This is a genomic window from Kitasatospora sp. NPDC041917 (assembly GCF_055589745.1).
The window spans coordinates 37,131-61,439 of sequence record NZ_JBVJBI010000030.1; the positions used below are offsets into that span (position 1 = coordinate 37,131).

The 24,309-nt window shown below is 75.4% G+C and carries 19 protein-coding genes and 1 pseudogene; 7 read left to right on the plus strand and 13 right to left on the minus strand.

The features are described from left to right. Positions 1-62: 62 nt before the first annotated feature. A pseudogene (locus tag ACZ6EM_RS29105) lies at positions 63-614 on the minus strand (TerD family protein); the annotation flags it as partial. 283 nt (positions 615-897) lie between these two features. Between ACZ6EM_RS29105 and ACZ6EM_RS29110 the strand changes: the two are divergent. After that, positions 898-2,157 (plus strand): pyroglutamyl peptidase, encoded by a 1,260-nt coding sequence (locus tag ACZ6EM_RS29110; RefSeq protein ID WP_465773602.1) that lies wholly within the window; start codon positions 898-900, stop codon positions 2,155-2,157. Positions 2,158-2,209: 52 nt separating this feature from the next. Here the strand turns inward: ACZ6EM_RS29110 and ACZ6EM_RS29115 are convergent, their stop codons facing one another. Continuing rightward, a complete protein-coding gene (locus ACZ6EM_RS29115; RefSeq protein ID WP_359900243.1) occupies positions 2,210-2,710 on the minus strand; it encodes an inorganic diphosphatase in 501 nt (166 codons plus the stop codon). Between the two features lie 316 nt (positions 2,711-3,026). On the opposite strand from ACZ6EM_RS29115, the gene ACZ6EM_RS29120 reads away from it, so the two are divergent. Continuing rightward, positions 3,027-4,103: a restriction endonuclease gene (locus ACZ6EM_RS29120; RefSeq protein WP_380547047.1), complete on the plus strand. Its 1,077-nt coding sequence runs from the start codon at positions 3,027-3,029 to the stop codon at positions 4,101-4,103. 82 nt (positions 4,104-4,185) lie between these two features. Here ACZ6EM_RS29120 and ACZ6EM_RS29125 read toward each other — a convergent pair whose 3' ends face one another. The 4 genes from ACZ6EM_RS29125 to ACZ6EM_RS29140 all read right to left on the minus strand — a co-directional run bounded on the left by ACZ6EM_RS29125 (position 4,186) and on the right by ACZ6EM_RS29140 (position 8,523). Then, positions 4,186-6,063, minus strand: coding sequence for a CocE/NonD family hydrolase (locus tag ACZ6EM_RS29125; protein ID WP_465773603.1), 1,878 nt, complete (start codon positions 6,061-6,063; stop codon positions 4,186-4,188). Continuing rightward, entirely contained in the window at positions 6,060-6,185 is a 126-nt protein-coding gene (locus tag ACZ6EM_RS29130) for a hypothetical protein (RefSeq protein WP_452179337.1), read from the minus strand. Before ACZ6EM_RS29130 ends, ACZ6EM_RS29125 begins: the two co-directional genes overlap by 4 nt. A gap of 95 nt (positions 6,186-6,280) precedes the next feature. Continuing rightward, complete coding sequence (locus tag ACZ6EM_RS29135; protein ID WP_465773604.1) at positions 6,281-7,087, minus strand: Mut7-C RNAse domain-containing protein; 807 nt, start codon at positions 7,085-7,087, stop codon at positions 6,281-6,283. A 161-nt stretch (positions 7,088-7,248) separates the two neighbouring features. Next, positions 7,249-8,523, minus strand: coding sequence for an MFS transporter (locus ACZ6EM_RS29140; RefSeq protein WP_465773605.1), 1,275 nt, complete (start codon positions 8,521-8,523; stop codon positions 7,249-7,251). Positions 8,524-9,426: 903 nt separating this feature from the next. Between ACZ6EM_RS29140 and ACZ6EM_RS29145 the strand changes: the two genes are divergently transcribed. The 3 genes from ACZ6EM_RS29145 (at position 9,427) to ACZ6EM_RS29155 (ending at position 13,243) form a co-directional block, all read left to right on the plus strand. Beyond that, entirely contained in the window at positions 9,427-11,436 is a 2,010-nt protein-coding gene (locus tag ACZ6EM_RS29145) for a xanthine dehydrogenase family protein molybdopterin-binding subunit (RefSeq protein WP_465773606.1), read from the plus strand. Positions 11,437-11,480: 44 nt separating this feature from the next. Further along, on the plus strand, positions 11,481-11,948 hold the full coding sequence (locus tag ACZ6EM_RS29150; RefSeq protein WP_359900229.1) for a (2Fe-2S)-binding protein: 468 nt from the start codon (positions 11,481-11,483) through the stop codon (positions 11,946-11,948). Between the two features lie 128 nt (positions 11,949-12,076). Further along, positions 12,077-13,243 (plus strand): alpha/beta hydrolase, encoded by a 1,167-nt coding sequence (locus tag ACZ6EM_RS29155; protein ID WP_465773607.1) that lies wholly within the window; start codon positions 12,077-12,079, stop codon positions 13,241-13,243. A gap of 73 nt (positions 13,244-13,316) precedes the next feature. Here ACZ6EM_RS29155 and ACZ6EM_RS29160 read toward each other — a convergent pair whose 3' ends face one another. The 7 genes from ACZ6EM_RS29160 to ACZ6EM_RS29190 form a co-directional block, all read right to left on the minus strand. After that, positions 13,317-13,922: a TIGR03086 family metal-binding protein gene (locus ACZ6EM_RS29160; RefSeq protein ID WP_452179331.1), complete on the minus strand. Its 606-nt coding sequence runs from the start codon at positions 13,920-13,922 to the stop codon at positions 13,317-13,319. 114 nt (positions 13,923-14,036) lie between these two features. After that, entirely contained in the window at positions 14,037-14,792 is a 756-nt protein-coding gene (locus ACZ6EM_RS29165; RefSeq protein WP_380547030.1) for an SDR family NAD(P)-dependent oxidoreductase, read from the minus strand. A 140-nt stretch (positions 14,793-14,932) separates the two neighbouring features. Beyond that, a complete protein-coding gene (locus ACZ6EM_RS29170) occupies positions 14,933-15,610 on the minus strand; it encodes a class I SAM-dependent methyltransferase (RefSeq protein ID WP_465773608.1) in 678 nt (225 codons plus the stop codon). A gap of 220 nt (positions 15,611-15,830) precedes the next feature. After that, positions 15,831-16,586 (minus strand): transglycosylase family protein, encoded by a 756-nt coding sequence (locus ACZ6EM_RS29175; RefSeq protein WP_401050148.1) that lies wholly within the window; start codon positions 16,584-16,586, stop codon positions 15,831-15,833. Between the two features lie 556 nt (positions 16,587-17,142). Next, entirely contained in the window at positions 17,143-17,811 is a 669-nt protein-coding gene (locus tag ACZ6EM_RS29180) for a response regulator transcription factor (protein ID WP_465773628.1), read from the minus strand. 148 nt (positions 17,812-17,959) lie between these two features. Further along, entirely contained in the window at positions 17,960-19,627 is a 1,668-nt protein-coding gene (locus ACZ6EM_RS29185; protein ID WP_465773609.1) for a sensor histidine kinase, read from the minus strand. Between the two features lie 132 nt (positions 19,628-19,759). Beyond that, complete coding sequence (locus tag ACZ6EM_RS29190) at positions 19,760-22,291, minus strand: SpoIIE family protein phosphatase (protein ID WP_465773610.1); 2,532 nt, start codon at positions 22,289-22,291, stop codon at positions 19,760-19,762. A 94-nt stretch (positions 22,292-22,385) separates the two neighbouring features. Between ACZ6EM_RS29190 and ACZ6EM_RS29195 the strand changes: the two genes are divergently transcribed. Both ACZ6EM_RS29195 and ACZ6EM_RS29200 read left to right on the plus strand, forming a co-directional pair. Continuing rightward, positions 22,386-22,712, plus strand: coding sequence for a DUF4326 domain-containing protein (locus tag ACZ6EM_RS29195; RefSeq protein ID WP_387693495.1), 327 nt, complete (start codon positions 22,386-22,388; stop codon positions 22,710-22,712). 200 nt (positions 22,713-22,912) lie between these two features. Beyond that, on the plus strand, positions 22,913-24,250 hold the full coding sequence (locus tag ACZ6EM_RS29200; protein ID WP_465773611.1) for an outer membrane protein assembly factor BamB family protein: 1,338 nt from the start codon (positions 22,913-22,915) through the stop codon (positions 24,248-24,250). Positions 24,251-24,309: the final 59 nt, after the last annotated feature.

Genomic DNA, 24,309 nt, shown 5'->3' on the forward strand with positions numbered 1-24,309 from the left:
GGCGCGGGCGGGGCTACCGGCGGCTTCACCGGGGCGGGCGCGGCGGCGGGCGCCGGCTGCAGGACGTCCACGCCGAAGTCGGCGGCGATGCCCGCGAGCCCCGCGGCGTACCCCTGCCCGACCGCGCGGAACTTCCAGTCCGCGCCGTGCCGGTACAGCTCGCCGAACACCATCGCCGTCTCGCTGCCGGCCTCCGGCGCCACGTCGTACCGGGCCACCTCGGCGCCGGTGTCCGGATCGGCGACCCGGATGTGGGCACCGCGGACCTGCCCGAAGGACTGCCGCCGCTGGGCCGCGTCGTAGATCGCCACCGCGAAGACGATCTTCTCCACCCCGGCGGAGACCTCCGCGAGCCGGACCTCGATCTGCTCGCGGTCCGGGCCGCCGCCGGACCCGCCCCGGTGCCGGACCGAGCCGTCCGGGCTCTGCAGGTTGTTGAAGAAGACGAAGTGCTGGTCCGAGGCGACCTTCCCGTCCGTCCCGCAGAGCAGCGCGCTGGCGTCCAGGTCGTACCCGGCTCCGGCCGTCCAGCCGAGGCCCACCCGGACCACCCTCAGCCCGGGGGCCTGCTTGCCCAGGGAGACGTTGCCGCCCTTCGTCAGGGCCACGCTCATGGAACTCCTCCACCACCGTACGAGTACCGCTGTTCGACCACGACAACGCTGTAGAAGTTGCCTCGGTTCCCGGTCGAACCATCAGTTTTCCGTCAAGGCCGGAACGCCGCCCCACCAGCGGCGGAACACCGTCCGGGCGCCCCGGCGGCGGCCGGAGAGGCACCGCGGTGGGCGCGGTGGGCACGGGCGCGGCCTCTCCCCGGACGGGCGGAGCGCCCGGCAGCGGGGGACGCCGGGTCGGCACTCTGGCGGGCCGTCAGGTCCGGACCTATTGTCAGCGGACATGACATATCTACGCCGCGCCGCCGGACTGGCCGCCGCGCTCACCGGAACGCTCGCCGCCCTGCTGGCCCCGGCCGCCGCCGAGGCCGCCCCGGCCGGCTGCCGCACCTCCGCCACGGTGCCGCTGGACGCCGAGCAGGCCCGCCTCCAGGACGCCCGCACGGCCGGCTTCACCGAGCGCTCCGGCCTGGGCGAGCTGCCCGGGGGCTTCCCCGCCGCCCTGTGCGAGGCCCGCAACGCCCGGCAGGCCGAGCGGGTGGTGACCGCCTGGGGCCGGACCCTCTGGCAGGCCGGCCTGGACCGCGCCCAGGGCCGGCGGCCGAGCGGCGAACTGCCCGCCCGGGACGACCGCCCGCTGTACTGGACCAGGCTCGCCATGACCGTCCGGCTCGCCCGCTGGCAGCCCCGGTTCGGCGTCGACCACGCCGCGCTGCGGTCCCGTTTCGAGGACGCCTCGCGCGGTCTGGACGACGGTTTCGACTCCGCCCGCGGCGTCCGGCGGATCTTCGTCAGCGGCTTCGACCCATTCGGCCTGGACACCGAACCGCGCCGCGCCAACCCCTCCGGCTCGGCCGTCCTGCAGTTGCACGGGCAGCGGATCACGCTCGCCGACGGCAGCACCGCGGAGGTCCGGGCGGTCGTGCTGCCGGTGCGCTACGGGGACTTCGACGGGGGCATCGTGGAGCGCGCCTTCGCCCCGCACCTGTGGCCGGGCCGGCAGTCCGCCGACCTGATCACCAGCATCAGCCAGGGCTACCCGGGCAAGTTCACCCTGGAGGAGTGGGCCGGGCGCGCCCGCTCCGCCGACCCGGCGACCGACAACGTCGCCGCGCTCTCCGGCGGCACCACCCAGCACCCGGTGGACGCCCCGGGGCTGGCCCCCGGGCCGCAGTTCGTCCGCACCACCCTGCCGACCGACGCCATGAGGGCCGTCCAGCAGCCCTACCCGGTGCTGCTCAACACCTTCGTCACCGAGATCCCGGCGGGCGCCACCGCCCCCGTGTTCCGGCCGGACGGCCCCACCCCCGGCTCCCGCGCGGTCTCCGGTGGCGGCGGCGGGTACCTCTCCAACGAAGTCGCCTACCGCTCCAACCGGCTGCGCACGATCCTGGCCCCGGGCCTGCCCGGCGGCCATCTGCACACCCCGGTCCTGACCGGCCTGCCGGCCGACCCGAACCTGCTCACCGCACCGGAGTTCGAGCGCAACGAGACCGCGATCGGCGACGAGGTGCGGGCGATCCTGAGCGCCGCCCGGCTCTGACGGACCGTCCGGGGGCGGGCGCCGGCGCACCGGCCCGCCCCCGGACGCCCGTTCAGACCGGGTCGGCGAAGCGGGTGCCCACCGCGCGGGCGCGCGACTCGGCGATCTCGGCGTAGGCGGCGTCGCGCCCCGCCCAGTGCGAGCCCTCGACGGACTTGCCGCGCTCCAGGTCCTTGTAGACCAGGAAGAAGTGGGTGATCTCCAGCAGGTCGAACCCGCGCAGGTCGTCGATGTCCCGCAGGTCCGCGTAGCGCGGGTCGCGGGCCGGGACGCAGAGCACCTTCTGGTCCGGGCCGCGCTCGTCGCGCATCACCCACATGGCCACCGCCCGGCAGGTCCGCACGCAGCCGGGGACGGCCGGCTCGCCGCCGAGCACCAGGGCGTCCAGCGGTTCGCCGTCGCCGCCGAGGGTGCCCTCGACGAAGCCGTAGTCGGCCGGGTAGCGGGTGGCCGTGAAGAGGGTGCGGTCCAGGCGGATCCGGCCCGCCGCGAAGTCCATCACGTACTTGTTCCGCGACCCCTGCGGGATCTCGATCATCACCTCGAACTCCACCGCGGCCTCCTCCTCGGCTCCTGGGGGAATTGTCCGCCGTCCGGACGGCCATCGAAAGCACCCCCGCCGTTCGACCGGCGCCGCCACCCTCCGGCGCGAACGCCCCCGACCCGGACGGGCACCCGCGCCGCCCGCGCCCGGGCCCTCGACCCGCGCCCGCACCCGCACCCGCACCCGCACCCGCACCCGCCGCAGCGGCCCGCATCGGCCCAGGTCTCGATTGTGCGGCGGAACCGACGGCCCGACAGTTCTTCGTCCACGATTCCCCTACGGTGACGCCTGCAACAACCGTCACCACGCAAGAGGGGGCACGCCCATGTCCCGGAGCCGGAAGCTCCACCGCCTCAGCAACCCCGACGCCGACGAACGCCGCGCCCAGCGCGCGCTGTTCCGTCACCTCCGCGACGACACCAACGCCAACCGCGGCCGGATGGCCAGGCGCGTCCGCGAACTCCAACTCCTGCTGGCGATGGACCCGGTCGAGTTCGAGGGCCTCATCGGCCGGCTGATGGAGGCGATGGGCATGAAGGTCGAGCTCACCGCCCGGTCGCGGGACGGCGGCGTGGACGTCCGCGGCATCGACCCGGACCCGTTCCGGGGCGGCAACGTCATCGTGCAGGTGAAGCGGTACCGGGACACGGTGACGCCCTCCGCGGTACGGGACCTGTACGGGACGCTGCGGCACGACCGGGACGCGACCAAGGCCGTCCTGGTCACCACCAGCAAGTTCGGCCCCAGCTCGCACCAGTTCGTCGCGGGCAAGCCGATCAGCCTGATCAACGGCTCCGAACTGGTCGGGCTGCTCAGGCACCACGGCTTCGACGAGGTGTTCGCGGACGCCCAGGACGAGGCCTCCGCCACGGCCGGCGCCCTGGACGACCTGCCCGCGATCGAGGTGGCCACCGAGCCCTCCCGGCTGCTCCTGCACTGGACCGGGGAGGAGGAGTACGACATCGCCGCGCTCGTCTGCACGGGCAACGCGGCGCTCTCCGACGACCACCTGGTCTTCTACAACAACGGCTCGACGCCCGACGGTTCGGTGCGGCTGGTGACCGGCTACGGCGACGCGAACGCCTGCCTGATGGTCGACTTCGACGCGCTGCCCGCCGAGGTCGACCGGCTGGTCGTCATCGCCGCCGCCGACACCGAGAACCACCCCGGGGCCACCATGGGCGGATTCGCCGGGCCGGCGCTGATCCTGGAGGCGGGTTCCGGGCAGGACGCGGCCGTGGTGCACCTGGCGGACGGCGCGGAGACCAACACCGCGATGCGGCTCGGCCGGTTCGACCGCGATCCCTCCGGGGACTGGGAGTTCACCCCGGCGCTCGCCGGGTACCCGGGTGGGCTGCGCCAGGCCGTGACCGCGTACGGGCTGGAGGTCGTGGACGCGTGACGGGGCGGGGCACCCGGCCGCCACCGGGTGCCCCGCAGTTCGACTCTCGGCGCAACTCTCAGCGCAAATCTCAGCGCAACTCTCAGCGCACGACCGGCAGTTCCAGCACCGACCCCCGGTCGCCGCCCCAGCCGATCCGGTAGCCCGCCTGCCCGTCGGCGGGGAGGAGCTGGAAGGAGTCGGGATTGGCGGCGGCGACGGTGAGCCTGATCCGGTCGCCGGGCCGGAACAGCACCGAGACGGGCTGGAGGTCGATGGTGACGCGTTGGGTGCGGCCCTGCGGGAAGTCCTCGGCGTCCTCGGCCGCGTAGCTGCGCGGGGTGCGCAGCCGGCGCCAGTCCGGGTTGTCGTCGCGGTCGGCCACCACCCGTTCGGTCAGGGCCAGTTGACCCTCCGTCAGATAGGTGACCCGGCCGTCCGGGGAGACGTCCTCCAGGTAGACGTGCAGGGCGCCGCGCGCCGAGCCGGCCAGTCCGGTGACGTCGAGGGTGACCTTGCCGTTGCCGGTGACCCGGGTGGCGGCGGTCAGCGGTGCGGTGGTGTAGCTGAGCAGTTTGGCGTCGACGGCGGCGCGGTCGGGGTAACTGACCTCGTCTCCGCTGAGGTTGGTGTTCCAGCGGTCCAGCGGGCCGGTACCCGCGGTCGGGTCGAGGCGCAGCAGGTCGGAGCCGCCGCGGCGGTCGTCCGCCAGGCCGCCGAGGGTGCCGCCCGCGCCGAGGGGGAACCGCTGGGTGCGGGTGCCGGGCACCGGCCAGCGGGTGGTGGTGCGCCAGACGCCCTCGTTGAAGGTGTAGTAGTGCACCTGCCGGCGGCCGTCGGGGCGGGCGTTCCCCCGGACGTAGCGGTCGAAGAAGTCGACCACGCGCCGGTCGTTCTCCTCGTGTTCCCGCGCGGTGAGCGGGCGGGCGGGCTGGAACGGGTCGGCGAGCCAGCCGGCGCCGTGGTTCCACGGGCCGATCCAGTCGTCCTGGGTGTTGGACAGGCCGGTGAACTGGGAGAGCACCCCGTTGGCGGTGCCCGCGTCGAGCCAGCCGGCGCGGGTGAGGACGGGCACCCGGCCGGCCTCGACGGCGTCGGTCCGCTCGCCGACGCTGCCGACCGTCCAGCTCTTCGGGCCGTCCCGGTAGTCGCGGTGGACGCCGGCGTGCGCCATCTCGACGAGGTTGGCGTTGTTCGTGTGCTCGGCGCGCGCGGCGGCGAGCAGGGCCGGGCCGTCGGGCCCGTCGACCGGCCGGGGCTGGAAGCCGGTGAGGCCGACGTCCGCGCAGAGCCTGCGGGTCTGCTCGTCGGTCTCGCAGGTGGTGCCGCCGGCCCCGTCGAGGATGCGCAGCAGCAGCGCGTACTGGGCGATCCGCGGTTCGATGAGCACGCCACCGGGGCGCACCAGGTCCTCGTACGGGTCGAAGTCGTAGGAGATGGGGGCGGCGGCGGTGATGTGGTGGTTGCCGAGGGAGGTGGCGAGCATCGCGGTGTCGCCGCCGTAGGAGATGCCGGTGGTGCCGACCCGGCCGTTGGACCAGGGCTGGGCGGCGATCCAGTCGCTGAGCGGGCCGCTGTCGGCGGTCACGTCGGCGCCGAGTTCGGAGGTGAGGGTGCCGAAGGAGGCTCCGGTGCCGCGCAGGTCGGCGGTCACGAAGGCGTAGCCGCGGGCGGTCCACCGCTCGGCCTCGCCGCTGGTGCCACCGGGTTGGCCGGCCCGGACCCGGGCCCGCCAGTAGCGCTGGGTGACCAGGATGGTGGGCAGGTGGGCGCCGGCCCGGGTGCCCTCGGGCAGGTAGACGTCGACGGCGAGGCGGACCCCGTCCGGCATGGTCACGTAGCGCGACCGCAGATGCGGCTCGGCGGGCCCGCCGGCCCCCGCGTCGGGCCCGGCGGCGGCCGCCGGGACGACCGAGAGTCCGAGTGCGGCGGCAGCCGCGACCAGCGCCGCCAGCGGGCGGCGCGGTATCCCCCGCCTCATCGGACGATCGCCTTCCGGGGGCCTTCCTCCGGGCGTACCTCGGCGCCGTCCGGGACCGTCACCACGGCGGCGTCCCCGACGTCCGCGCTGTGGAAGGGCTGCCGACCTGCCTGATTGCTCATTGCGACGACCTGGCCTCTCTCGTACGAGCGAGTAGCGTGGTCCCGTCCCCCACCGTCGATGGGACCACGCGCGCCCGGCCGTCCACCAGAGCGCCCTACCCCGAGACGACCCCGATGCGGCCCTGACCCTCCCCGGAGTCCTGGACGTGTCCGGAGGCCTGGGCGTGTCCGCCGGCCCGGCCGTCGCCGAAGTCGCGCACCGCCTCGGTGACGATCGACTCCAGCCGGGCGTGGTGGGCGCCGCGCCAGTAGGCCTGGCCGCAGTCGGCGCACTGGGCGAAGGCGTCGTAGGAGCGCTCGGTACCGTCCCGCAGCTGCTCGCGCACCGAGGTCTTGGTGGCTGGGTGCAGGGTGCCGTTGCAGGTGGTGCAGCGGCTCCAGGGGGCGAGCGGCGGCGCGAAGCGGGAGAGCACGTCGCGCAGTTGCTCGGCGGGACGGTGGCTGTAGACGTAGGCGCCGGCCCACAGTTCGCGCCGGCGCAGCAGTCCGCGGTCGCGGGAGAGCATGATCCGCTGTTCGGCCGCCGAGCGGGCGGCCAGGGCGGCGTCGCCGATGTCGGGGTTCTCGTACGCGGCGTCGACGCCGAGCAGGCGCAGCCGCCGGGCGAGGGTGCCGAGGTGGACGTCCAGCAGGAAGCGCGCCGGGCCGGGCACGGGCTGCGGCCTGGCCACGGCCAGGACGGCGATCTCCTCGCCGTCGGCCGGCACGTGGGTGTCGGGCACGGCCCGACCGTCCACCAGCAGGCCGCCGACCTCGGTGAGCGGGACGCCCAACGACTCGACGACGTGGCCGAGGGTCGAGCTGCCGTCGGTGCGCAGCGCGGTGCGGCCGGCCCGCCGGGGCGCGGAGACGAAGAGGTGCAGCTCGGGGGCGAAGTCGAGCCGGATCTGAGGTCGGTCCACGCGGCCAGCATGCCAGCGGGCGGCGGGCCGGGGCCACCGGGTTTCCGGCCCGCTCCCCGGGCCCGCCTTCATGACCTCCCGGGTCGGGCCCGCCGTCGCGGCCTTCCGGGTCGGGCCCCGGCGCGACGTCCCCGGCCGGGCCGCCACCGCGGCGTTCGCGCTCAGGCCCCCGGCGACGCGCCCGCGGCCACCGGCGACGGCGGTGGCACCGCGGGGCCGCGGTCCCGCGCCGCCCAGCGGGCGACCGGCCCCATCACGTACCCCGCCGCGAGGAACACCCCGCCGAGGACCAGCCAGCCGGCCAGGCCCCCGTCCAGCAGCAGCGTGGTGAGCAGCAGCGGCCCGAGGGTGCGGGCGACGGCGACGCCGGTGCCGAAGAAGCCCTGGTACTGGCCGATCCGCCCGGCCGGGGCGAGGTCGAAGGCGATCTGCCAGCTGCCGGCCGACTGCTTCATCTCCCCGGCCACCTGCAGGACGGAGGCGGCGACCAGCAGCGCGCCCACCGCCCAGACCGGCACGTCCAGCGCGGACAGCCCGAAGACGGCGCAGGAGCCGAGCAGCAGCAGCCCGGCGGAGCGGACCGCCCGGGCGGCCGGGTCCAGTCCGGTGATGCCGCGTGCCGCCCGGACCTGGAAGGCCAGCACCGCGAGGGTGTTGAGCACGAACAGCGCCGAGCCGAGCCAGCCGATCCCGGGGGCGCGCGCGGCGATCCAGAGCGGGATGATCAGGCTGAGCAGGGGCATCCGCAGCAGCAGGACGGCGTTGACCGCGGTGACGGCGGCGTACCGGCGGTCGCGCAGCACGGCGAGCCGCGGCCCGGCGTCCGACGGCCCCGCCGGGGCCGGGGCCTCGGGCAGCCGCCGCAGGACCAGCGCGCTGAGCAGGAAGCCGAACGCGGTGACGGCGAAGGCCGAAAGGTAGGCGGCGCGGGTGCCGACGCTGAGCGCGATGCCGCCGATCGCCGCGCCAACGGCCAGTCCGCCGTTGAGGGTCGACTGGATGTGGGCGAGCAGGGAGGTGCGCTGCGCGGGCGGCACCAGGGCGGCGACCAGCGCCTGGCGGGCGGCGGTCAGGCCGGACTGCGCGGTGGCGTAGAGGCAGACCGCGAGCAGGAACAGCGGGTAGGAGCGGATCACCAGGAAGGCGGCGACCACGGCCGCCGTGCCGAGTGCGAGCGCCACCGAGGTGCGGCGCGGGCCGCGCCGGTCGGCGAGGTGGCCGAGCGGGACGCCGGCGACGGAGCCGAGTGCCCAGGCGAGGGTGAGGCCGAGCCCGAGGGCGGTCGGCGACATCCCGACGACCCGGGTGAAGTAGAGCGCGGAGCAGGTGTAGTACGCGCCGTCGCCCACGGCGGCGGCCAACTGGGCGGCCGCGAGGGTCCGCTGGGGCCCGGCGGGCGGCAGGGCGTCCCAACGGGCGGCTCGGTCGGTCGGCATGCTCCTCCTTCTCTGGTGCGCGGGTGTCACCCGCCGGACGCATCCGGGCGGTCACCCACACGCGTCCACCTGCGTAAACGTCTTCACGGACCGTCACCCCTGCCCGCGACCGCCGGACGGGCGGCGCGCGGAGCCGATCTCCGCGACCGCCGGTGCCGGCACGCCCCCACTCTAGGGAAAAACCGGCCCAGTGGAACGGTCCAGTGATCAAGGAATTCCCTGGGCCAATCCGTCGCGCCGCCGCACCGCCGACCGACCCCTGAACCCGCGTGCGAGAGGCGCCAGTTGGCGCCTCCGAGCCCTTCCGGGCGAGCTCGCCCCGGCCTCGCCCGCGCCTCCGAAGCGCCGTCCGTACCCGCTCCGAATCCACTCCGGCCGCCCGCCGCGAAACCGCGATCGGGCAGACCAGGGGCCAACTTTGACCGTGTTGACCCGTCAGTAGCGCCCTTTTATGCTCAACGGCGTTCGCGATCCGGCACCGGGCCGGGGCCACGCCGCCCGCCCGTTCCCGTCGCCGTCCCCGGCTCGAAGGGTGGCCCCCCCATCAGCACCTCCACCGCCCCCTCGGACTCCCCCAGCCGACCCGGCGGCACCGACCACCCGCACACCCGCGCCCTCCCCGGCGGCCCGGACACCGCCGCCGCCCCGACCGCCCCGGACACCGCGGCACCGAAGGGCGCCACCCGCCGCCGGCGCTTCCTCACCTACCTGCTGGCCGCGCCCACCCTCACCATCGCCGCCGGCCCCGGCCTCGACGCGGCCGCGCCCGCCCCCGCACGGGCCGCCGCCCCGACCCCCGTCCCGCGGCCCGCCTCGGCCGCCGTACCCGTCCGGGAGACCGCCCTCCCCCATCAGCTGATCGGCCTGCCCGGCATCCCCGACATCGTCGATCTCGGCGACGCGATGATCATCGCCGGTCTGCCGACCGCGCACCTGCTGGTCCTCGAAGTCACCCCCGCCGGCCGGGCCGCGCTGCACCTGCCCCGGCTGGAGGTCGGCCAGGGCCTCACCACCTCGATCGCCATGATCGTCGCCGAGGAGCTCGACGCCCGCCTCTCCGACGTCGACGTCCCGCTCAGCGACTCCCGCCCCGAGCTGCTCTTCAACCAGCTGACCGGCGGCTCCAATTCGATCCGCTCGCTGTACGACCCGGTGCGCGCCGCGGCCGCCGCCGCCCGCGCCCGGCTGGTGACCGCCGCCGCCAAGCGCTGGAACGTTCCGGCGACCACCCTGCGCACCGCCGACTCCGCCGTCCTCGCCCCCGACGGCCGCCGCCTCGGCTACGGCGACCTCGCCGCCGCGGCGGCCACCGTCGCCGTACCCGCCGTCCCGTCCGTCCCCAAGACCGCCGACCAACTGCGCCTGGTGGGCCGGCCGACCGGCCGGATCGACGCCCGCGACATCGTCACCGGCCGCGCCACGTACGCCGGGGACCTCCAGATCCCGGGCGCTGTGCCCACCGTGGTCGCCCGGCCGACCACCGTCAACGGCACCCTCAAATCCCTGGACGCCTCCGCCGCCCGCGCCATGCCCGGGGTGCTCGGCGTGGTGCGGATCCCGACCGGCGTCGCCGTCCTCGCCGAGACCTTCGACCAGGCGCTCAAGGCCCGCGACGCGCTGCGCACCACCTGGAACCCGGGCCCGGTCGCGGGCCTGTCCGACGCCGACGTCCGGTCCCGGCTGCGCGCCGCCCACCTGCCCTCGCTCCCGCCGCCGCTGCTCTCCCACCGGGTGCAGGCGGAGTTCGACTTCGCCTTCGTCAACCACGCCCCGATGGAGGTGCTCACCGCCGTCGCCGACGTCCGGCCGAACCGCGCCGAGCTCTGGTTCGCCTCGCAGAGCCCGATCCTCGCCCAGGGCACCATCGCCGCCGAACTCGGCCTGCCGGAGAACGCCGTCACCGTCCACGTGGTGCGCGGCGGCGGCTCGTTCGGCCGCCGGCTCTTCTTCGACGCCGCCCTGGAGGCCGCCCAGGTCTCCAAGGCCGCCGGCCGCCCGGTCAAGCTGATGTGGACGCGCAACGACGACATGCGCCACGGCCGGGTGCGCCCGGCCAGCCACCACGTCATCCGGGCCACCTACGGCCTCGGCCAGGTGTTCAGCTGGGAGCACCACGTGGCCGGCGTCCGGACCGACCTCGGGCACGGCCTCGGCGACATGCTCACCGCCGCCGGCTACAACCTCCCGCTGGCCGGGCTCACCGCCTCCGAACTGTTCTTCCTGCTCACCGAGAAGATCCCGTACGACGTCGGAGTGCCCACCCAGCTGCTCGCCGAGGTGCCGCTGGAGCTGAACACCGGAAGCTGGCGCTCGGTCTACTCGGGCACCGTCCGGGTCACCGACGAGATCATGATGGACGAACTCGCCCGCCGGATGGGCCAGGACGAGCTGGGCTTCCGCCGCGACCGGATGCGCAGCGCCGCCGGGCGGGCGGTGCTGGACGAGCTCGCCAAGCGCGGCAACTGGGGCCGCCCGATGCCTCCCGGCCAGGCCCAGGGCATCGGCTACCACGACGAGCACAGCGCCAGCGCCGGGTACCTGGTCGAGCTGGACGCCACCGACCGCGCCAACCCCCGGGTGACCAAGGCCGTCGTCGTCGCCGACGTCGGCCGGGTGATCAACCCCAGGGGCCTGGAGGCCCAACTGACCGGCGCGCTGGTCGACGGCATCTCGGTGATCCTCCAGGCCGGCAACCACCTGGACAACGGGGCCTTCCGGGAAGGAAGTTACAGCGACTTCCACTACGCCCGGCAGCGGCACACCCCGCCGGTGGTCGAGGTCCACCTGATGCCGCCGAGCGGACCGCCCGGCGGCGCGGGCGAGCTGGGCGTCCCGGCCGCCTCGGCCGCCGTCGCCAACGCCTACGCCCGCGCGACCGGCACCAGCCCCCGCTCCTTCCCGATCGCCTTCTGACCACCGGCACCATCCGACCACCTGCTGAGGAATACCGACTCCCCATGCCCACCCACACCTTCGTCCTCAACGGGCGGCCCGTCAGCGTCGAGGCCCCGGACGACATGCCGCTGCTCTGGGTCCTGCGCGACAAGCTCGGCGTCACCGGCCCCAAGTACGGCTGCGGGGTGGGCGTCTGCCGCGCCTGCACCAGCCACCTGGACGGCGAGGAGTTCCAGCCCTGCACCCGGTCCGTCAAGGACTGCGAGGGCCACACCGTCACCACCATCGAGGGCCTGGCCGACGGTGAGGTCCTCCACCCCGTCCAGGAGGCCTGGCTCGCCTGCGACGTCGCCCAGTGCGGCTTCTGCCAGCCCGGCCAGATCATGACCGCCGTCGCCCTGCTGCGCCGAACCCCGAACCCGACGGACGCGGACATCGACCGGATCCAGAACGTCTGCCGCTGCGGCACCTACCCGCGCATCCGCGAGGCGATCAAGCAGGCCGCCGCGCGGCAGGCCGCCAAGCCCTGAGCCGCCCCGAGTCGGCTTGAACCGCCCTCGGCCGCCCTGGGCCGATCGGCACCCCGCGGCCCCTGGCCCGGCCGGTCCGGACCACCTAGGCTTGCCGGACCCAGTCGCCGAGCCGGCAAGGATGACGCATGATCAGGCGCCGTTCACTGCTCGCCCTCGCGGGCCTGGGCGGGTCCGCCGCCCTGCTGCCCGCCGGGGCCGCCCTGGCCGCCCCGCCGCGCACCGTCGACCTGCCCGCACCGCGGCGCACCGTCGACCTGCCCGCGCCCACCGTCGACCGGCCGGTCGGCACCACGAGCCTGCACCTGGTGGACCACGACCGACCCGACCCGTTCGCACCCACCCCCGGCCCGCGCGAGTTGATGGTGCAGTTCTGGTACCCGGCGCGCGGCACCGCCGGCCGGCCCCGCGCGCCCTACACCACCCCCCGGGTCGCGGCCGTGATCGAGCGGAGCCTGCCGCTGGACCCGGGCACCCTCGCCCTGGTCCGCCCCACCGCCCGCGCCGGCGCACCCGCCCACCCCGGCCCGCTCCCCCTGCTGCTGCTCGGGCACGGCCGCAAGGGCGGGCGCAGCAACTGCACCGCGCTGGCCGAGGAGTTGGCCGCGCACGGCTACCTCGTCGCGGCCGTCGACCACACCTACGACGCGGCCGCCGTCGAGTTCCCGGACGGCCGGCTGGTGCTCAGCGTCCTGCCGGAGGACCCGCCGGACTGGGACGCCGCCGAGCGCCAGGAGATCGCCGCGCGGGTCGGCGACCTGCGCTTCGTCATCGGTGAACTGACCGGCCGCCGGCTGCCGTTCCGGATCGACGAGGAGCGGATCGGCGTGCTCGGCCACTCCATGGGCGGAGCCGCGGCCGCCGAGGCGCTCCGTCAGGACCGGCGCCTGCGGATCGGCCTCGACCTCGACGGCGGCCTGTTCGGCTCGCCCGTCCCGGAGCTCGGGCTGGACCGCCCGTTCCTGCTGCTCACCTCGCTCGACGACCACGACACCTGGCAGCGCTGGCGCGAGCACCACCGTGCCTGGGGCCGCCAACTGCGCACCCTGGGCGCCGGCCACCTCAGCTTCACCGACCTGCCGCACGCCGCCGCCCCGGGCAACCTCCCGGACCACCTCCCCGCCGAGGTCGTCACCGCCCTGCTCGGCACCCTGCCCCCGGCCCGCGCCACCGCGCTCACCCGCACCTACGTCCGGGCCTTCGCCGACCGCTTCCTGCGCGACCGTCCCTCCCCGCTCCTCGACGGCCCGTCGCCGCGCCACCCGGAGATCGAGTTCCGCTGGAGCCACCCGTAGGAACCGCCGGCCCCGGGGCGCGGCGCCGGGGTGCGCGGCTCCCCGCGGCCGGGGGTCCGCGGGCAGGCCCTGCCTAACTCATCAGGCCCGCCGCCGGGTCGCGGCCGAAGAAGGCGGCGAGCCGGTCGTACGCCGGGGCGTCGTCGGGGACGGCGACGGCGGGGCCGAAGGCGTGCCGCTCCTCCTCCGCGCCGCGGTACTCGGGCTTGAGCGCACCACCGGCCCAGGCGAGCGCGGCGAGCGCGACCTCGTGGTCCAGGCCCTCGGTGGACTGGCCGGTGGCGTGGGCCAGGTCCCAGCCGTGGACGGCGAATTCGGCGGTCTGCTGGTCGACCGGGAAGCGGGCCGGCAGGGCGCCGAAGCCGGGGACCTCCAGGGTGCCGCCGAGGTCGCCGGCCGCGCGCCAGGCGTCGACCAGTTCCTCCGCCCCGGCCTCGAAGGCGTGCAGCCAGTCCTCCTCGACCCGTTCGAAGGGCTGCGACCAGTCCGGCTGCCCGCCCTTCGCCCGTACGGTGAACTGCCGCAGGTCGTGCAGGAGGTGGCTGATCAGGTCGCCGACGTCCCAGGAGCGGCAGGGCGTCGGGTGGCCGGCCAGCTCGACGCCGGTGCCGTCGATCAGCCCGGCGGTCTGCGCGAGGGCCCGGGCGAGCAGCCCGATCGGGTCTTCCGCTGCGGTCATGGCACACCTCTCGGTACGGGGTCCCGGTACGGGAGCACGGGTCGTGCCGGGCGATCGTAAGCGCGGGCGCCGACAACCGCCCGGCACGACACCGTGCCCGCCGGGCCCCGCGCGTCAGGCGGCGAAGCCGCCGTCCACCGCCAGTTCGGCGCCGGTGACGTACCGGCCGTCCTCGCCCACCAGGTAGGCGACGGCGGCGGCCACGTCCGCGCCGGTGCCGAAGCGGCCGAGCGCGGTGAGCCCGCTCTGGAACTCCGCCGACGGGCCGTCGACCGGGTTCATGTCGGTGTCGATCGGCCCCGGGTGGACCAGGTTGGCGGTGATCCCGCGCGGCCCGAGCTCCCGGGCCAGCGCCTTGGTCAGGCCGATCAGCGCGGCCTTGCTGGTCGCGTACAGCGTGGCGCCGGGGAAGGCGACGCGCTGGGCGATGCAGCTGCCGACGGTGACGATCCGTCCGCCCTCGGCCAGGTGCGCGGAGGCCGCCCGGGCGTAGAGGAAGGGTGCCCGGACGTTCACCTCCAGCACCCGGTCGACGTCCGCCAGGGTGAGGTCGCCGATCGGGCCGAGGACGCCGACCCCCGCGTTGTTCACCAGGACGTCCAGCTTCCCGAACCGCTCGACGACGGCCTCGACCACGCCCTCCACCGCCTGCGGGTCGGCGCTGTCCGCCCGTACGGCCCAGCCGGTCCGCCCCATCGCGGTGATCTTCGCGGCGATCTCCTCGGCCCGCTCCGCACCGCCCTGGTAGGTCACCACCACGTCGGCGCCGTCCTCGGCCAGCCGCAGGGCGACCGCCGCCCCGATCCCCCGGCTGCCACCGGTCACCAGGGCCACCTTGCCGTCGAGCACCATCGCACCGTTCATCGTCATATCTCCAGAACTCCTCGTTCCGATCTCGGACATGACTCGATCCTGGTCCGACGGGCTTCAAACCTCCGGCGGTATTCGGACGTTGCGTTCAACGTTCAACAATGCCGTGCGGCACCCCCGCACCCCGGCGCACACGCCCACTAGTGGTAGTACGACCCGACCGCCGGCTGACCCGTCCCGTTGGGCCCGGCCGCCGGGTCGGCTCCGGCGTAGGCGAAGGGCAGCGCGACCTCCCGCCCGCCGTCCAGGACCAGCAGGTGCCGGCGCGCCCGGTACTCGAAGCCGGCCGCCCGCAGCGCCGCCACCACCGCGCGGGCCGCGCCGGAGCCGTCCGGGCGGCGCACCGACTCCGGGTCGAAGTGCGCGGCGAACCGGCCGTCCGGGGTCAGCCAGGAGGCGGCGCGGGTGATCGCACCGAGCTGGTCGCCGAGGTAGTGCAGCCCGTGCACACAGGTGATCAGGTCGTAGGACCGTTCCGGCTCCCAGTCCGCCACCGCCGCCGTGACCAGGCGCAGGTGCGGCAGCTCCGCCAGGTCCGGCGGCGCTGCCGGCGGGCCGACCAGGTCCACACCGGTCAGCTCCACGACCGCCCCCGGGGTCCGGCTCCGGGCCGCCGCCAGCAGCGCCCGGCCCTCACCGCTGCACAGGTCCAGCCATCCCGGCGTCGCACCCCCGTGCTCCGCCAGCCAGGCGAGCGGGTCGAAACCGAGCTCGCGGGCGTAGCTGTTCACCCCGGTGAGCCCGCGCTCGCGGTTCATCGTGCTGTTGGCCACCACCGGGGAGGCGGTGAGCTCACTGTCGTCGATCAGTCGGACCATCGGCCGACCCTACCGGCGAGGGGCGCGACGGCCGACCGCACGCGGAGGACGGGGCCCCGCAAGGGCCTGCCAGGGCCCGCAGCGGCCCGTAACGGGCCGTTAACGGCCCGCGAACGCACCGGAACCGGCCGGAGCGGCCACCCCGTCCAGGGCGGCCGCTCCGGCCGGTCGGCAAGGCTCCGTCGGGCGGCTCCCCGCCGGGCGGCCTCCCGTCGAAGGGTCAGACCGTCAGCGTCTGGCCCGGGAAGATCAGGTCCGGGTCGCCACCGATGGTGCGCACGTTCTTCCGGTAGAGGCTGTCCGTGTCGGTTCCGAACGTGGCCGCGATCTCGCTCAGGGTGTCACCGCTCCTGACGGTGTAGCCGCCCGCGGCGGTGTTCTTCGGCGCGACCGGCGCGGACTGCGCGGGCTTGGCCGAGGGCTGCCCCTGGGGCGCCTGCTGCGCGGCGGCGGCCTTGGGGGCGGCGGGCTTGGCGGGCTTGGCCGCGGGCGCGGCGGCGGGCTTGGCGGGCTTGGCCGCCTTCGCGGCCGGCTTGGCCTCCGCGCCGCCCGAGGTGTCGACGGCGGCCGGGGCGCCGCCCCTGCCCAGGCCCGCCTTCTGCGAGCAGACGGGCCAGGCGCCCGGGCCCTGCGAGGCGAGGACCTTCTCCGCGACGGCGATCTGCTGCGCCCTGCTCGCCTTGTTGGCCTGGGAGGCGTACGCGGTCCCGCCGTACGCGGCCCAGGTGGACGGGGAGAACTGCAGTCCGCCGTGGAAGCCGTTGCCGGTGCTGATGCTCCAGTTCCCGCCGCTCTCGCACTGGGCGACGGCGTCCCAGGTGGAGGCGGTAGCGGCGGAGGCCGAGGTGGCCGTGACGAGGCCGGCCACCGGCAGGGCCGCGACGGCGGCGCCCGCGACGATCGCCATCCGAACGCGGTGGCGCTTGGGGGTGGCGGTGGTGTCGGTGGCAGCGGCGGTCTCGTGACGGGGATTCATACAGGTCCTCTCGACAAGTCCCGGGTGGGCATGCGGAACCAGGCCCGGGACATGGGCCGGCAGTTTTTCGCTCACCTCACTCGACGGGCGGCCGGACACGTGTCGGACGTGCCGTGCCGCCCCGGTCACCTCCGCACGCCGACGGCCTGTTGGAGCCGGCCTCGTCGGCGGGCACCGCCCTCGCGCCGCTGGTCAGTCGGCGGGCAGTGCGTCGGGGTGGACCCGGGTGGCGCTCGTTGCGCCGCCAATGAAGCTAGGGGGCATCACCCGGACGCAGCAAGCAATTCTTGGACGTCGCAGGTCAGTTGACTGTTACCGGCGGTATTGATCAAGAAGTTGCGCCTGATTTGAATGCTTTTGACCGAATTTTCAAGATCGAATGATCGAAATCCGTGCCCTCGCTCACACCTATCCCTCCGAGAAAGCTCACACGCCATCCACGCGGAGGAATCGTCGGCTGACGCACCGTCACCATCCGGTCCGGAGTTCCCGGTTCCGCGCCGCCGCCGAGTGGCATCCGTCACGCCCGACACGCACCGCGATCGAAAAGGGACTCTCAGTGACGGCCGTCGAGCTCCGCGTCCCGGGCCAACAACGCCGCCTGGACCCGGTTCTCGCAGCCCAGCTTGGCCAGGATCCGGCTGACGTAGGTCTTCACCGTCGCCTCGCTCATGTGGATCCGCGCCCCCGCGTCGGCATTGGACAGACCCTCTCCGAGCAGCGCCAACACCTCCAGCTCGCGCGGGGTGAGCACCTCCAGCCGGCGCCGCGCCGCCACCGCGCGGGCGGCCAGCGAGGCACTGCGGCCGGAGGCCAGCGAGTCGACGATGTGCCGGGTGGCGGCCGGCGAGAGGAAGGCGTTGCCGCCCGCCGCCGCCCGGACGGCCTGGATCAGCTCGTTCGGCGCGGTGTCCTTGAGCAGGAAGCCGGCACCGCCCTCGGTCACGGCGCGCAGGACGTTCTCGCGCTCTCCGAAGGTGGTGAGGATCAGGGCCCGCGCGCCGGGGGCGACCCTCGCCAGCTCCCCGAGCGCCGTCAGCCCGTCCATCACCGGCATCTGAATGTCCAGCAGCACCACGTCCACCCGGTGCGCCCGCGCGAGCTCCAGCGCCTCGCGCCCGTCGACGGCCTCCGCGACCACCTCGATGTCGGCGGCGGAGCCGAGGATCATCCTGATCCCGGCCCGGATCAGCGGCTCGTCGTCGGCGACGAGAACTCGGATCACGCTGGTCATTCCCCTCGAACAGTGCTTCGGCTGCGGCACCATCCTCACATCCCGGCGGGACCGCTCCGAACCACCCCGATCCGGACCACCGTGCTCCGAAACCGGCCCGGCCCACCCCGCCGGGGCACCCGCCCGCGCACGGGGGCACTCAGCCCCTGGCGACGTACTCCTGCTTCTCCACCAACGCCCCGTCCCGGAAGCAGAATCGCGCCACGTGCTCCTCGTTCCAGCCAGCGCCGGGCGCACCGTTCAGGACGAACCAGCGGCAGTGCGCGCCCGCCGGCACCTCGGGCCCCGTCCCCTTATAGGTGTCGGTGAAGAAGTTGTTGCCGCGCGGCAGCGTCTGCAGCACCTCGGCCTCGGCGGTGCCGACCCTGATCTGGTCGTACATCGGCTTCTGCACGGTCGCGTCGTTGGTGCCCCGGACGAAGGCGATCACGCCCCAGACCACCAGGCCGAGCACGATCAGCGCGACCGCGACCACCCCGAGCGCGCAGCCCATCGCCGGGCTGCGCCGCCCGCGCTCCGGCTCCTCGACGGGCGGCGGGCCGTCCAGCATCCAGTCCTCGGCCCCGCCCGTCGCCGCCGCCGCGTCCTGTTCCGCTCCCTCGTACGGGAGCACGGCCGCCAACCGGAAGCCCTGCTCCGGCGTGGGCCCGGCGTGCACCATGCCGCCGACCAGCCTCGCGCGCTCCCGCAGGCCGGTCAGCCCCTGACCGCCGCTGACCGCCGCGCCCCCGCCGCCGCGTGCGCCCACGAGCTCCGGCGCGCGGGTGTTGCTCACCTCCACCACCAGCGCGTCCGGCTCGTACCGCAGCGCGACGGCGATCGGCGCGCCCGGGGCGTGCTTGTGCGCGTTGGTGAGCGCCTCCTGCACGATCCGGTACGCCGCGTGGTCGACGGCCGCCGACAACGGACGCCGCCCGCCCTCCAGGGTGAGGTCGACCTCCGCCCCGGCCGCCCGGGAGGACTCCACCAGGCCGCCGATCCCGTCCACCCCGCCCCGGGCCAGCGGGCCGGCGGCGGCCGTCCCGGCGGTGGGCGGCAGCGCCGTCGACTCGTCGTGCAGCACCCCGACCACCTCGCGCAGCTCGCGCATCGCCGCGACCGCCGCCTGCCGCAGCACCCCGACCGCCTCGCGCTGCCGGTCGGTGAGCGTCCGGTCCACCTCCAGCGCACCGGAGTGCACCGAGATCAGCGCCAGCTGGTGGCCCAGGCTGTCGTGCATGTCCTGGGCGATCCGGTGCCGCTCGCGCAGCCGCGCCTGGTGCACCACCATGACCCGCTCGCGCAGCAGCTGCTCGTTGCGCTCGCGCAGCGCGTCCAGCAGGGCGCGGCGCTGCGCCCGGTAGCGGCCGTAGAGCGCCGGCAGGACGGCGATCACGAGGAAGAAGCCGAGCGACAGCGACAGCACCAGCTTCGGCGAGAGCGAGGCGACGTCCTTCACCGCACCCGTCACCGTGAACAGCACCCAGCCCACGACGAAGGCGCCGACCAGCGACCAGACCCGGCGGATCCGCGCGCCGGCCGTCCAGCCCGCGCACACCAGCAGCGGCATCGGTCCGATCGACCAGCCGGCCAGGGCCGCGGCGGCGAGCAGCACGGTGGCCGGCAGACCCTTGCGCAGCACCCACAGCACCGCGACGGCGAGGCCGAGGGGCAGTGCCAGGCCGGTGTTGGCGAGCAGCTCCAACAGCGCGGCGAACCCGCCCATCAGCAGGGCGGCCACCGCCTCGCCCACCACCCGCCGGGGCCGCCAGGGCCCCGGCAGCGCCGTCCGTACCACCGTGTTCCAGGCCCGCGCGATCGCTTCCACGCGCCGAGGCTATCGGTCCGGCCGGGGCGCCCGCCGTCCTCCTTCGTCGCGGCCCCCGCCGACGAAAGTCGCCTGGTCGGCCCGGCGGACCGCCCGCCGGACCACCCACCGGACCACCCGCCCGCCGGCCGCTCAGCCGAAGGCCGTGAGCAGCAGCGCCACGTCGTCCACCCGGCGGGTCGACCCGACCTCGCGCAGCAGCCGCTCGGCCGCCTGCTCCAGCCCCTCCCCCGCCGCGGCCCGGGCCAGCGCCGCCCGCAGCCGGTCCACGCCCCGGTCGATCGCCACCGCGGGGTCCTCGACCAGTCCGTCGGTGTAGAGGGCGAGCACCGCCCCGCTGCCCAGCCGCAGGTCGCTGACCGGGTATTCGGCCAGGTCGTCCACCCCGAGCAGCGGACCGCCCGGGACGTACAGCGCCTCGGCCCGCCCGCCGGGGTGACGCAGCACCGGCGGGAGGTGTCCGGCCCGGGCGATCCGGGCGAGTCCGACGGCCGGGGTCAGCCGGACCAGGCAGCAGCTGGCGAGCAGCCCGGGGTCGAGGTCGAGCAGCAGCCGGTTGGTGCGGGCGAGCACCGCGTCGGGCGGGTCGCCGCCGGAGGCGAAGGCGCGCACGGCGCTGCGCAGCTGCCCCATCGTGGCGGCCGCGCCGACGCTGTGGCCCTCGACGTCGCCGATCACCAGGGTGACGTCCCCGCCGGTGACGATCGCGTCGTACCAGTCGCCGCCGATCTCCATGCCCTGGGTGCCGGGCAGGTAGCGGGCGGTGATCCGGATGCCGGGCACCTCGGGCAGCCGGTGCGGGAGCAGTGCCTGCTGCAGGCCGCGGGCCAGCACGAACTCGGCGTCGTACAGCCGGGCGCGCTCCAGGGCCTGGGCGATGAAGCCGCCGAGCGCGGTGAGCAGGCCACGCTCCTCCACGGTGAACGGGCGCGGCCGGTCGAAGCCGATGATGCAGGTGCCGACCGGACGGCCGGAGGCGATCAGCGGCAGGAAGGCCCAGGCGCCCATCTCGTCCAGGGCCAGGCCGGGGTAGGTGGCGGCGAGTTCGCGCACCGACTCGAAGAAGACCGGGGTGCCGGTGCTGAGCGTCTCCGCGCCGGGCACCCGGGCGTCGATCGGGGTGCCCTCGAAGGCCTCCAGGAAGCCGTCGGGGTAGCCGGCCTGGGAGAGCAGGTGCAGCTGCTGGTCGCGCACCGCGTAGATGGCGAGCTCCTGGCCGCCGAAGGACGGCAGGACCTCCTCGGCCACCGCCCGGCAGACGTCCCGCACGGTGACCGCCTCGGTGAGGGCGCTGGCCAGCTGGAGCAGGTGGTGGGTGCCGCCGACCCCGGTGCGGCCGGCGGGCGGCGGGGTGGCGGGCGGTTCGGCGGCGCCCGGCGGCGGCTCGGCCGCGACCACCCGGGCGGTGACGCCGTGCGGGTCCGGGTAGAGCGAGAAGGCGAGCCAGCCGTCCGGCGGGCGGGCGGCCAGGAAGGCGGTGGGCCGCTGGGAGAACAGGGCGGCGCGGTAGCGGTTCTCGTAGACCGGGTCGGCGAGCCAGGGCAGCACGTCCCAGGGGTGGCGGCCGAGCAGGTCCTCGCGGCGGGCCCGGAGCAGCGGTTCGGTGGCGCGGTTGGCGTAGCCGATCCGGCCGTCGGGGTCGAGCGAGAGCACGCCCTCCTGCAGCCGCTCGACGGCGGCCGCGGCGGCGGTCAGGTCGCGCACGTCCAGCACCGCGCCGACCAGGTGGGTCCGGCCGTCGGAGATCGCCACGGGCACCCGGGCCCACAGCTCCACCGGGTACGGCAGGCCCTCCGGCCCGAGCACCCGGACCCGGGCGGCCAGCACCTCGCCGCGCTCCAGCGCGACGCGGGCGGCGGCCCGGAACGCCGGCAGGTCACCGGGGGCGACCCGGCGGTTCAGCGCGGCCACCGTGCCGTCGAACTCGCCCGGCCCGAAACCGAAGATCTCCCGGAACTGCTCGTCGGCGGCGAGCGCCCCGGTGGCCACGTCCCAGTCGAACAGCCCGACCCGGGTGGTCGGTACCGACGACGGCGGCGGCAGCTCCACCACGGCCACCTCGCCGCCCGGCTCCACCGACTGCCCGGTCCCGGCCAGCTCGGCCAGCTGCTCGCCCAGTCGGGCGGCCGCTTCGGCCAGCTGCCGGGCGGCCGGCTCCGGAAGCCCGTCGTCCGAGGTGGGCCACAGCCCGCTCAGCACGCCGAAGCGCTCCTCGCCGTGCGCCACCGGCACGCAGACGGAGGCGACGTCGTACGGCAGGCCGACCGCGAGCTGCGGGAAGCGCCGCATGGTGTCCTCGGTGTCGGTCAGGGTGATCACGTGCCCGGTCCGGAAGCAGACCGCGACCGGCAGCGGGCCGGCGGCGGCCACCCGCCGGAACGGGCTCATCACCGCCAGCGGCACGCCCGCGATCGTGCGCAGCACCAGCGAGCGGCGGTCCCGCGAGCGCAGGTACACCATCACTCCGTACACCCCGGTCGTCCCCAGCGCCCGGCGCACCGCCTCGGCGAGGAGCTCGTCCCGCCGCTGGTCCGTCTGCGGGGCCGGGTCCCGGACGGACGGCGGGAACGCCCGGTCCGCCTCCGCGCCGGCCCCGGGCTCCGGCGGCCGGTCCGGACCGGGCCGCGTACCAGGGGCCCCACCGGTCGCGTGCGGATGGCGCATGCTCTTTTGCTACGCCCGGCCCGCAACCGTGTCAAGGCGAGCCCGCACCGGCCCCGGGCTGCCCCGGGGCGCGGAGTGCACCAGCATGGACGGCATGCCGAGCCGATCCCGCCGCACCACCGTGGTCAACCTCAAGGGCCACCGCGACGACCCCGGGTACGCGGACGTCGTCTACGTCGGCCGCGCGATGCACCGCGGCGGCTGGCACCTCGCCGAGTCCCCGCTGCACTGCCCGTACCGTCCGGGCCCCGGCCTCACCCGCGAGGAGATGGTCGTCAAGTACCGCGAGCACCTGCTCGCCCGCCCGGACCTGCTCGCCCTCGTCCCGCCCCTGCGCGGCCACCGCCTCGGCTGCTGGTGCGCCCCGCTCCCCTGCCACGCCGACGTCCTCGCCGACCTCGCGGACCACCCGCCGAACTGAGGCCGGGCGGCTCGGAGTCCGGAGAGGTCCACCGTCACGGCGTACCTCCCCCGGGCTGCTGGGCGGGCCTCACGCTGTGTGGCACGGCCTGGTACCAGCCCTCGTACGAGCGTTGCGGCGGTTTCGGACGGTTCGGGGACTGTTCGATATTCTCCGGACGGGTGGCGGCGTGGGGCCGCCGGTGGGGAAGCGAGAGCCGTATGCAGTCGTCGTCCGGGGGGCCCGCGCGCGGAACGTCGTGGCAGTGGGACGAGGAGACGGGCGGCGGCGGGGCCACCGAGGACGTGATCGCGGGTGGCGGGGAGCGCACCGGGCCGAGCCGGCGCCGGCTGCTGCTCGGGGCCGGGGCGCTCGCGGCGGGCGGGGCCGCCTGGGCGCTCGGCCGTTCGGGTGGCGGTGGGGCCCGTCCCTCGCCGGGGCCGACCGGGCCGCCGCCGACCGCGCTGTCCGGCCCGACGCCGCTCTGGACCTACCGCGGACCGGAGGCGATGACCCCGGAGCGGCTGACCGACCCGCCCCGCCGCCCCGTCTTCCTCTCCCGGAAGGGTCTGCAGGTCCTCGATCCGGCGAAGGGCACCGCCGCCCGGCTGCTGGTCTTCGACCCACCGGCCAACCGCAGCTGGCCCAGCGACCTCGACATGCTCGGCACGGTGGTGGTCGGGCCCGACCACCTCTTCACCGCCACCTACCAGGGCCACCTCGAAGCCCGCCACTTCACCGACCCCACCGCCGACTGGAGCCTGCCGCTGCCCGACGAACTGCAGGGGCAGGTCCACCTCGCCGGCTACGACCGCGACCCCGGCATCCTCTACGGCTACTCCTGGGGCCGCCCGCGGGCCGACGGCAGTTCGACGGGCAACCGCCTCTTCGCCCTGCGGGTCATCGACCGCGCCCTGCTCTGGTCCGTCCGCACCGAGCGGACGGAGCAGCCCGTCACGCCCGCCACCTTCGGCGGGGGCAGCCTCCTCGCCTGCATCCGATTCGTCGACGGCCGCACCGAGGTGGTGGCCCGGGACGCCGTCACCGGCCGCGAGCTGTGGACCGCCCCCGGCGAGGAGGACCTGCGCTGGTGCGTCACCGGCTCGACGTGCGTCTACGTCCCCGACGGCAACGGCGGCGTGCGCATGCTGCTCCCCACCGGCAAGCCGGGCTGGACCCACTCGCCCCACCGGGGCGAGTCCTGGCGGGCGCTGCCGCCCGTCGCGCACAACACCCGGGTGTACATCCCGTGGGACCAGGGCGTCGTCAGCTGCCTCGACGCGTCCTCCGGCGCCGAGCTGTGGTCCTGCCGGCTGCCGTTCCCGCTGGACCGCCGCAGCCGTCCGCTGGTCGCCAACGGCACGCTGTTCGTCCCGGGGACGTCGGTCGGCGGGGTCAGCGCGATCTACCCGGCGACCGGCGAGCTGGGGTGGACCTTCCACGACTCCGGTCCGGGCAAGGACGTCTGGACCCTCGCCACCGACGCGACCCACCAGTACGACGGAACCCGCCTCTACGCGGGCCACGACGACGTCCTGCACGCCCTTCCGCTGAACTGAACGTCCCGACGACACCGACCGTCCCGACGTCCCGACGACACTGAACGTCCCGACGACCC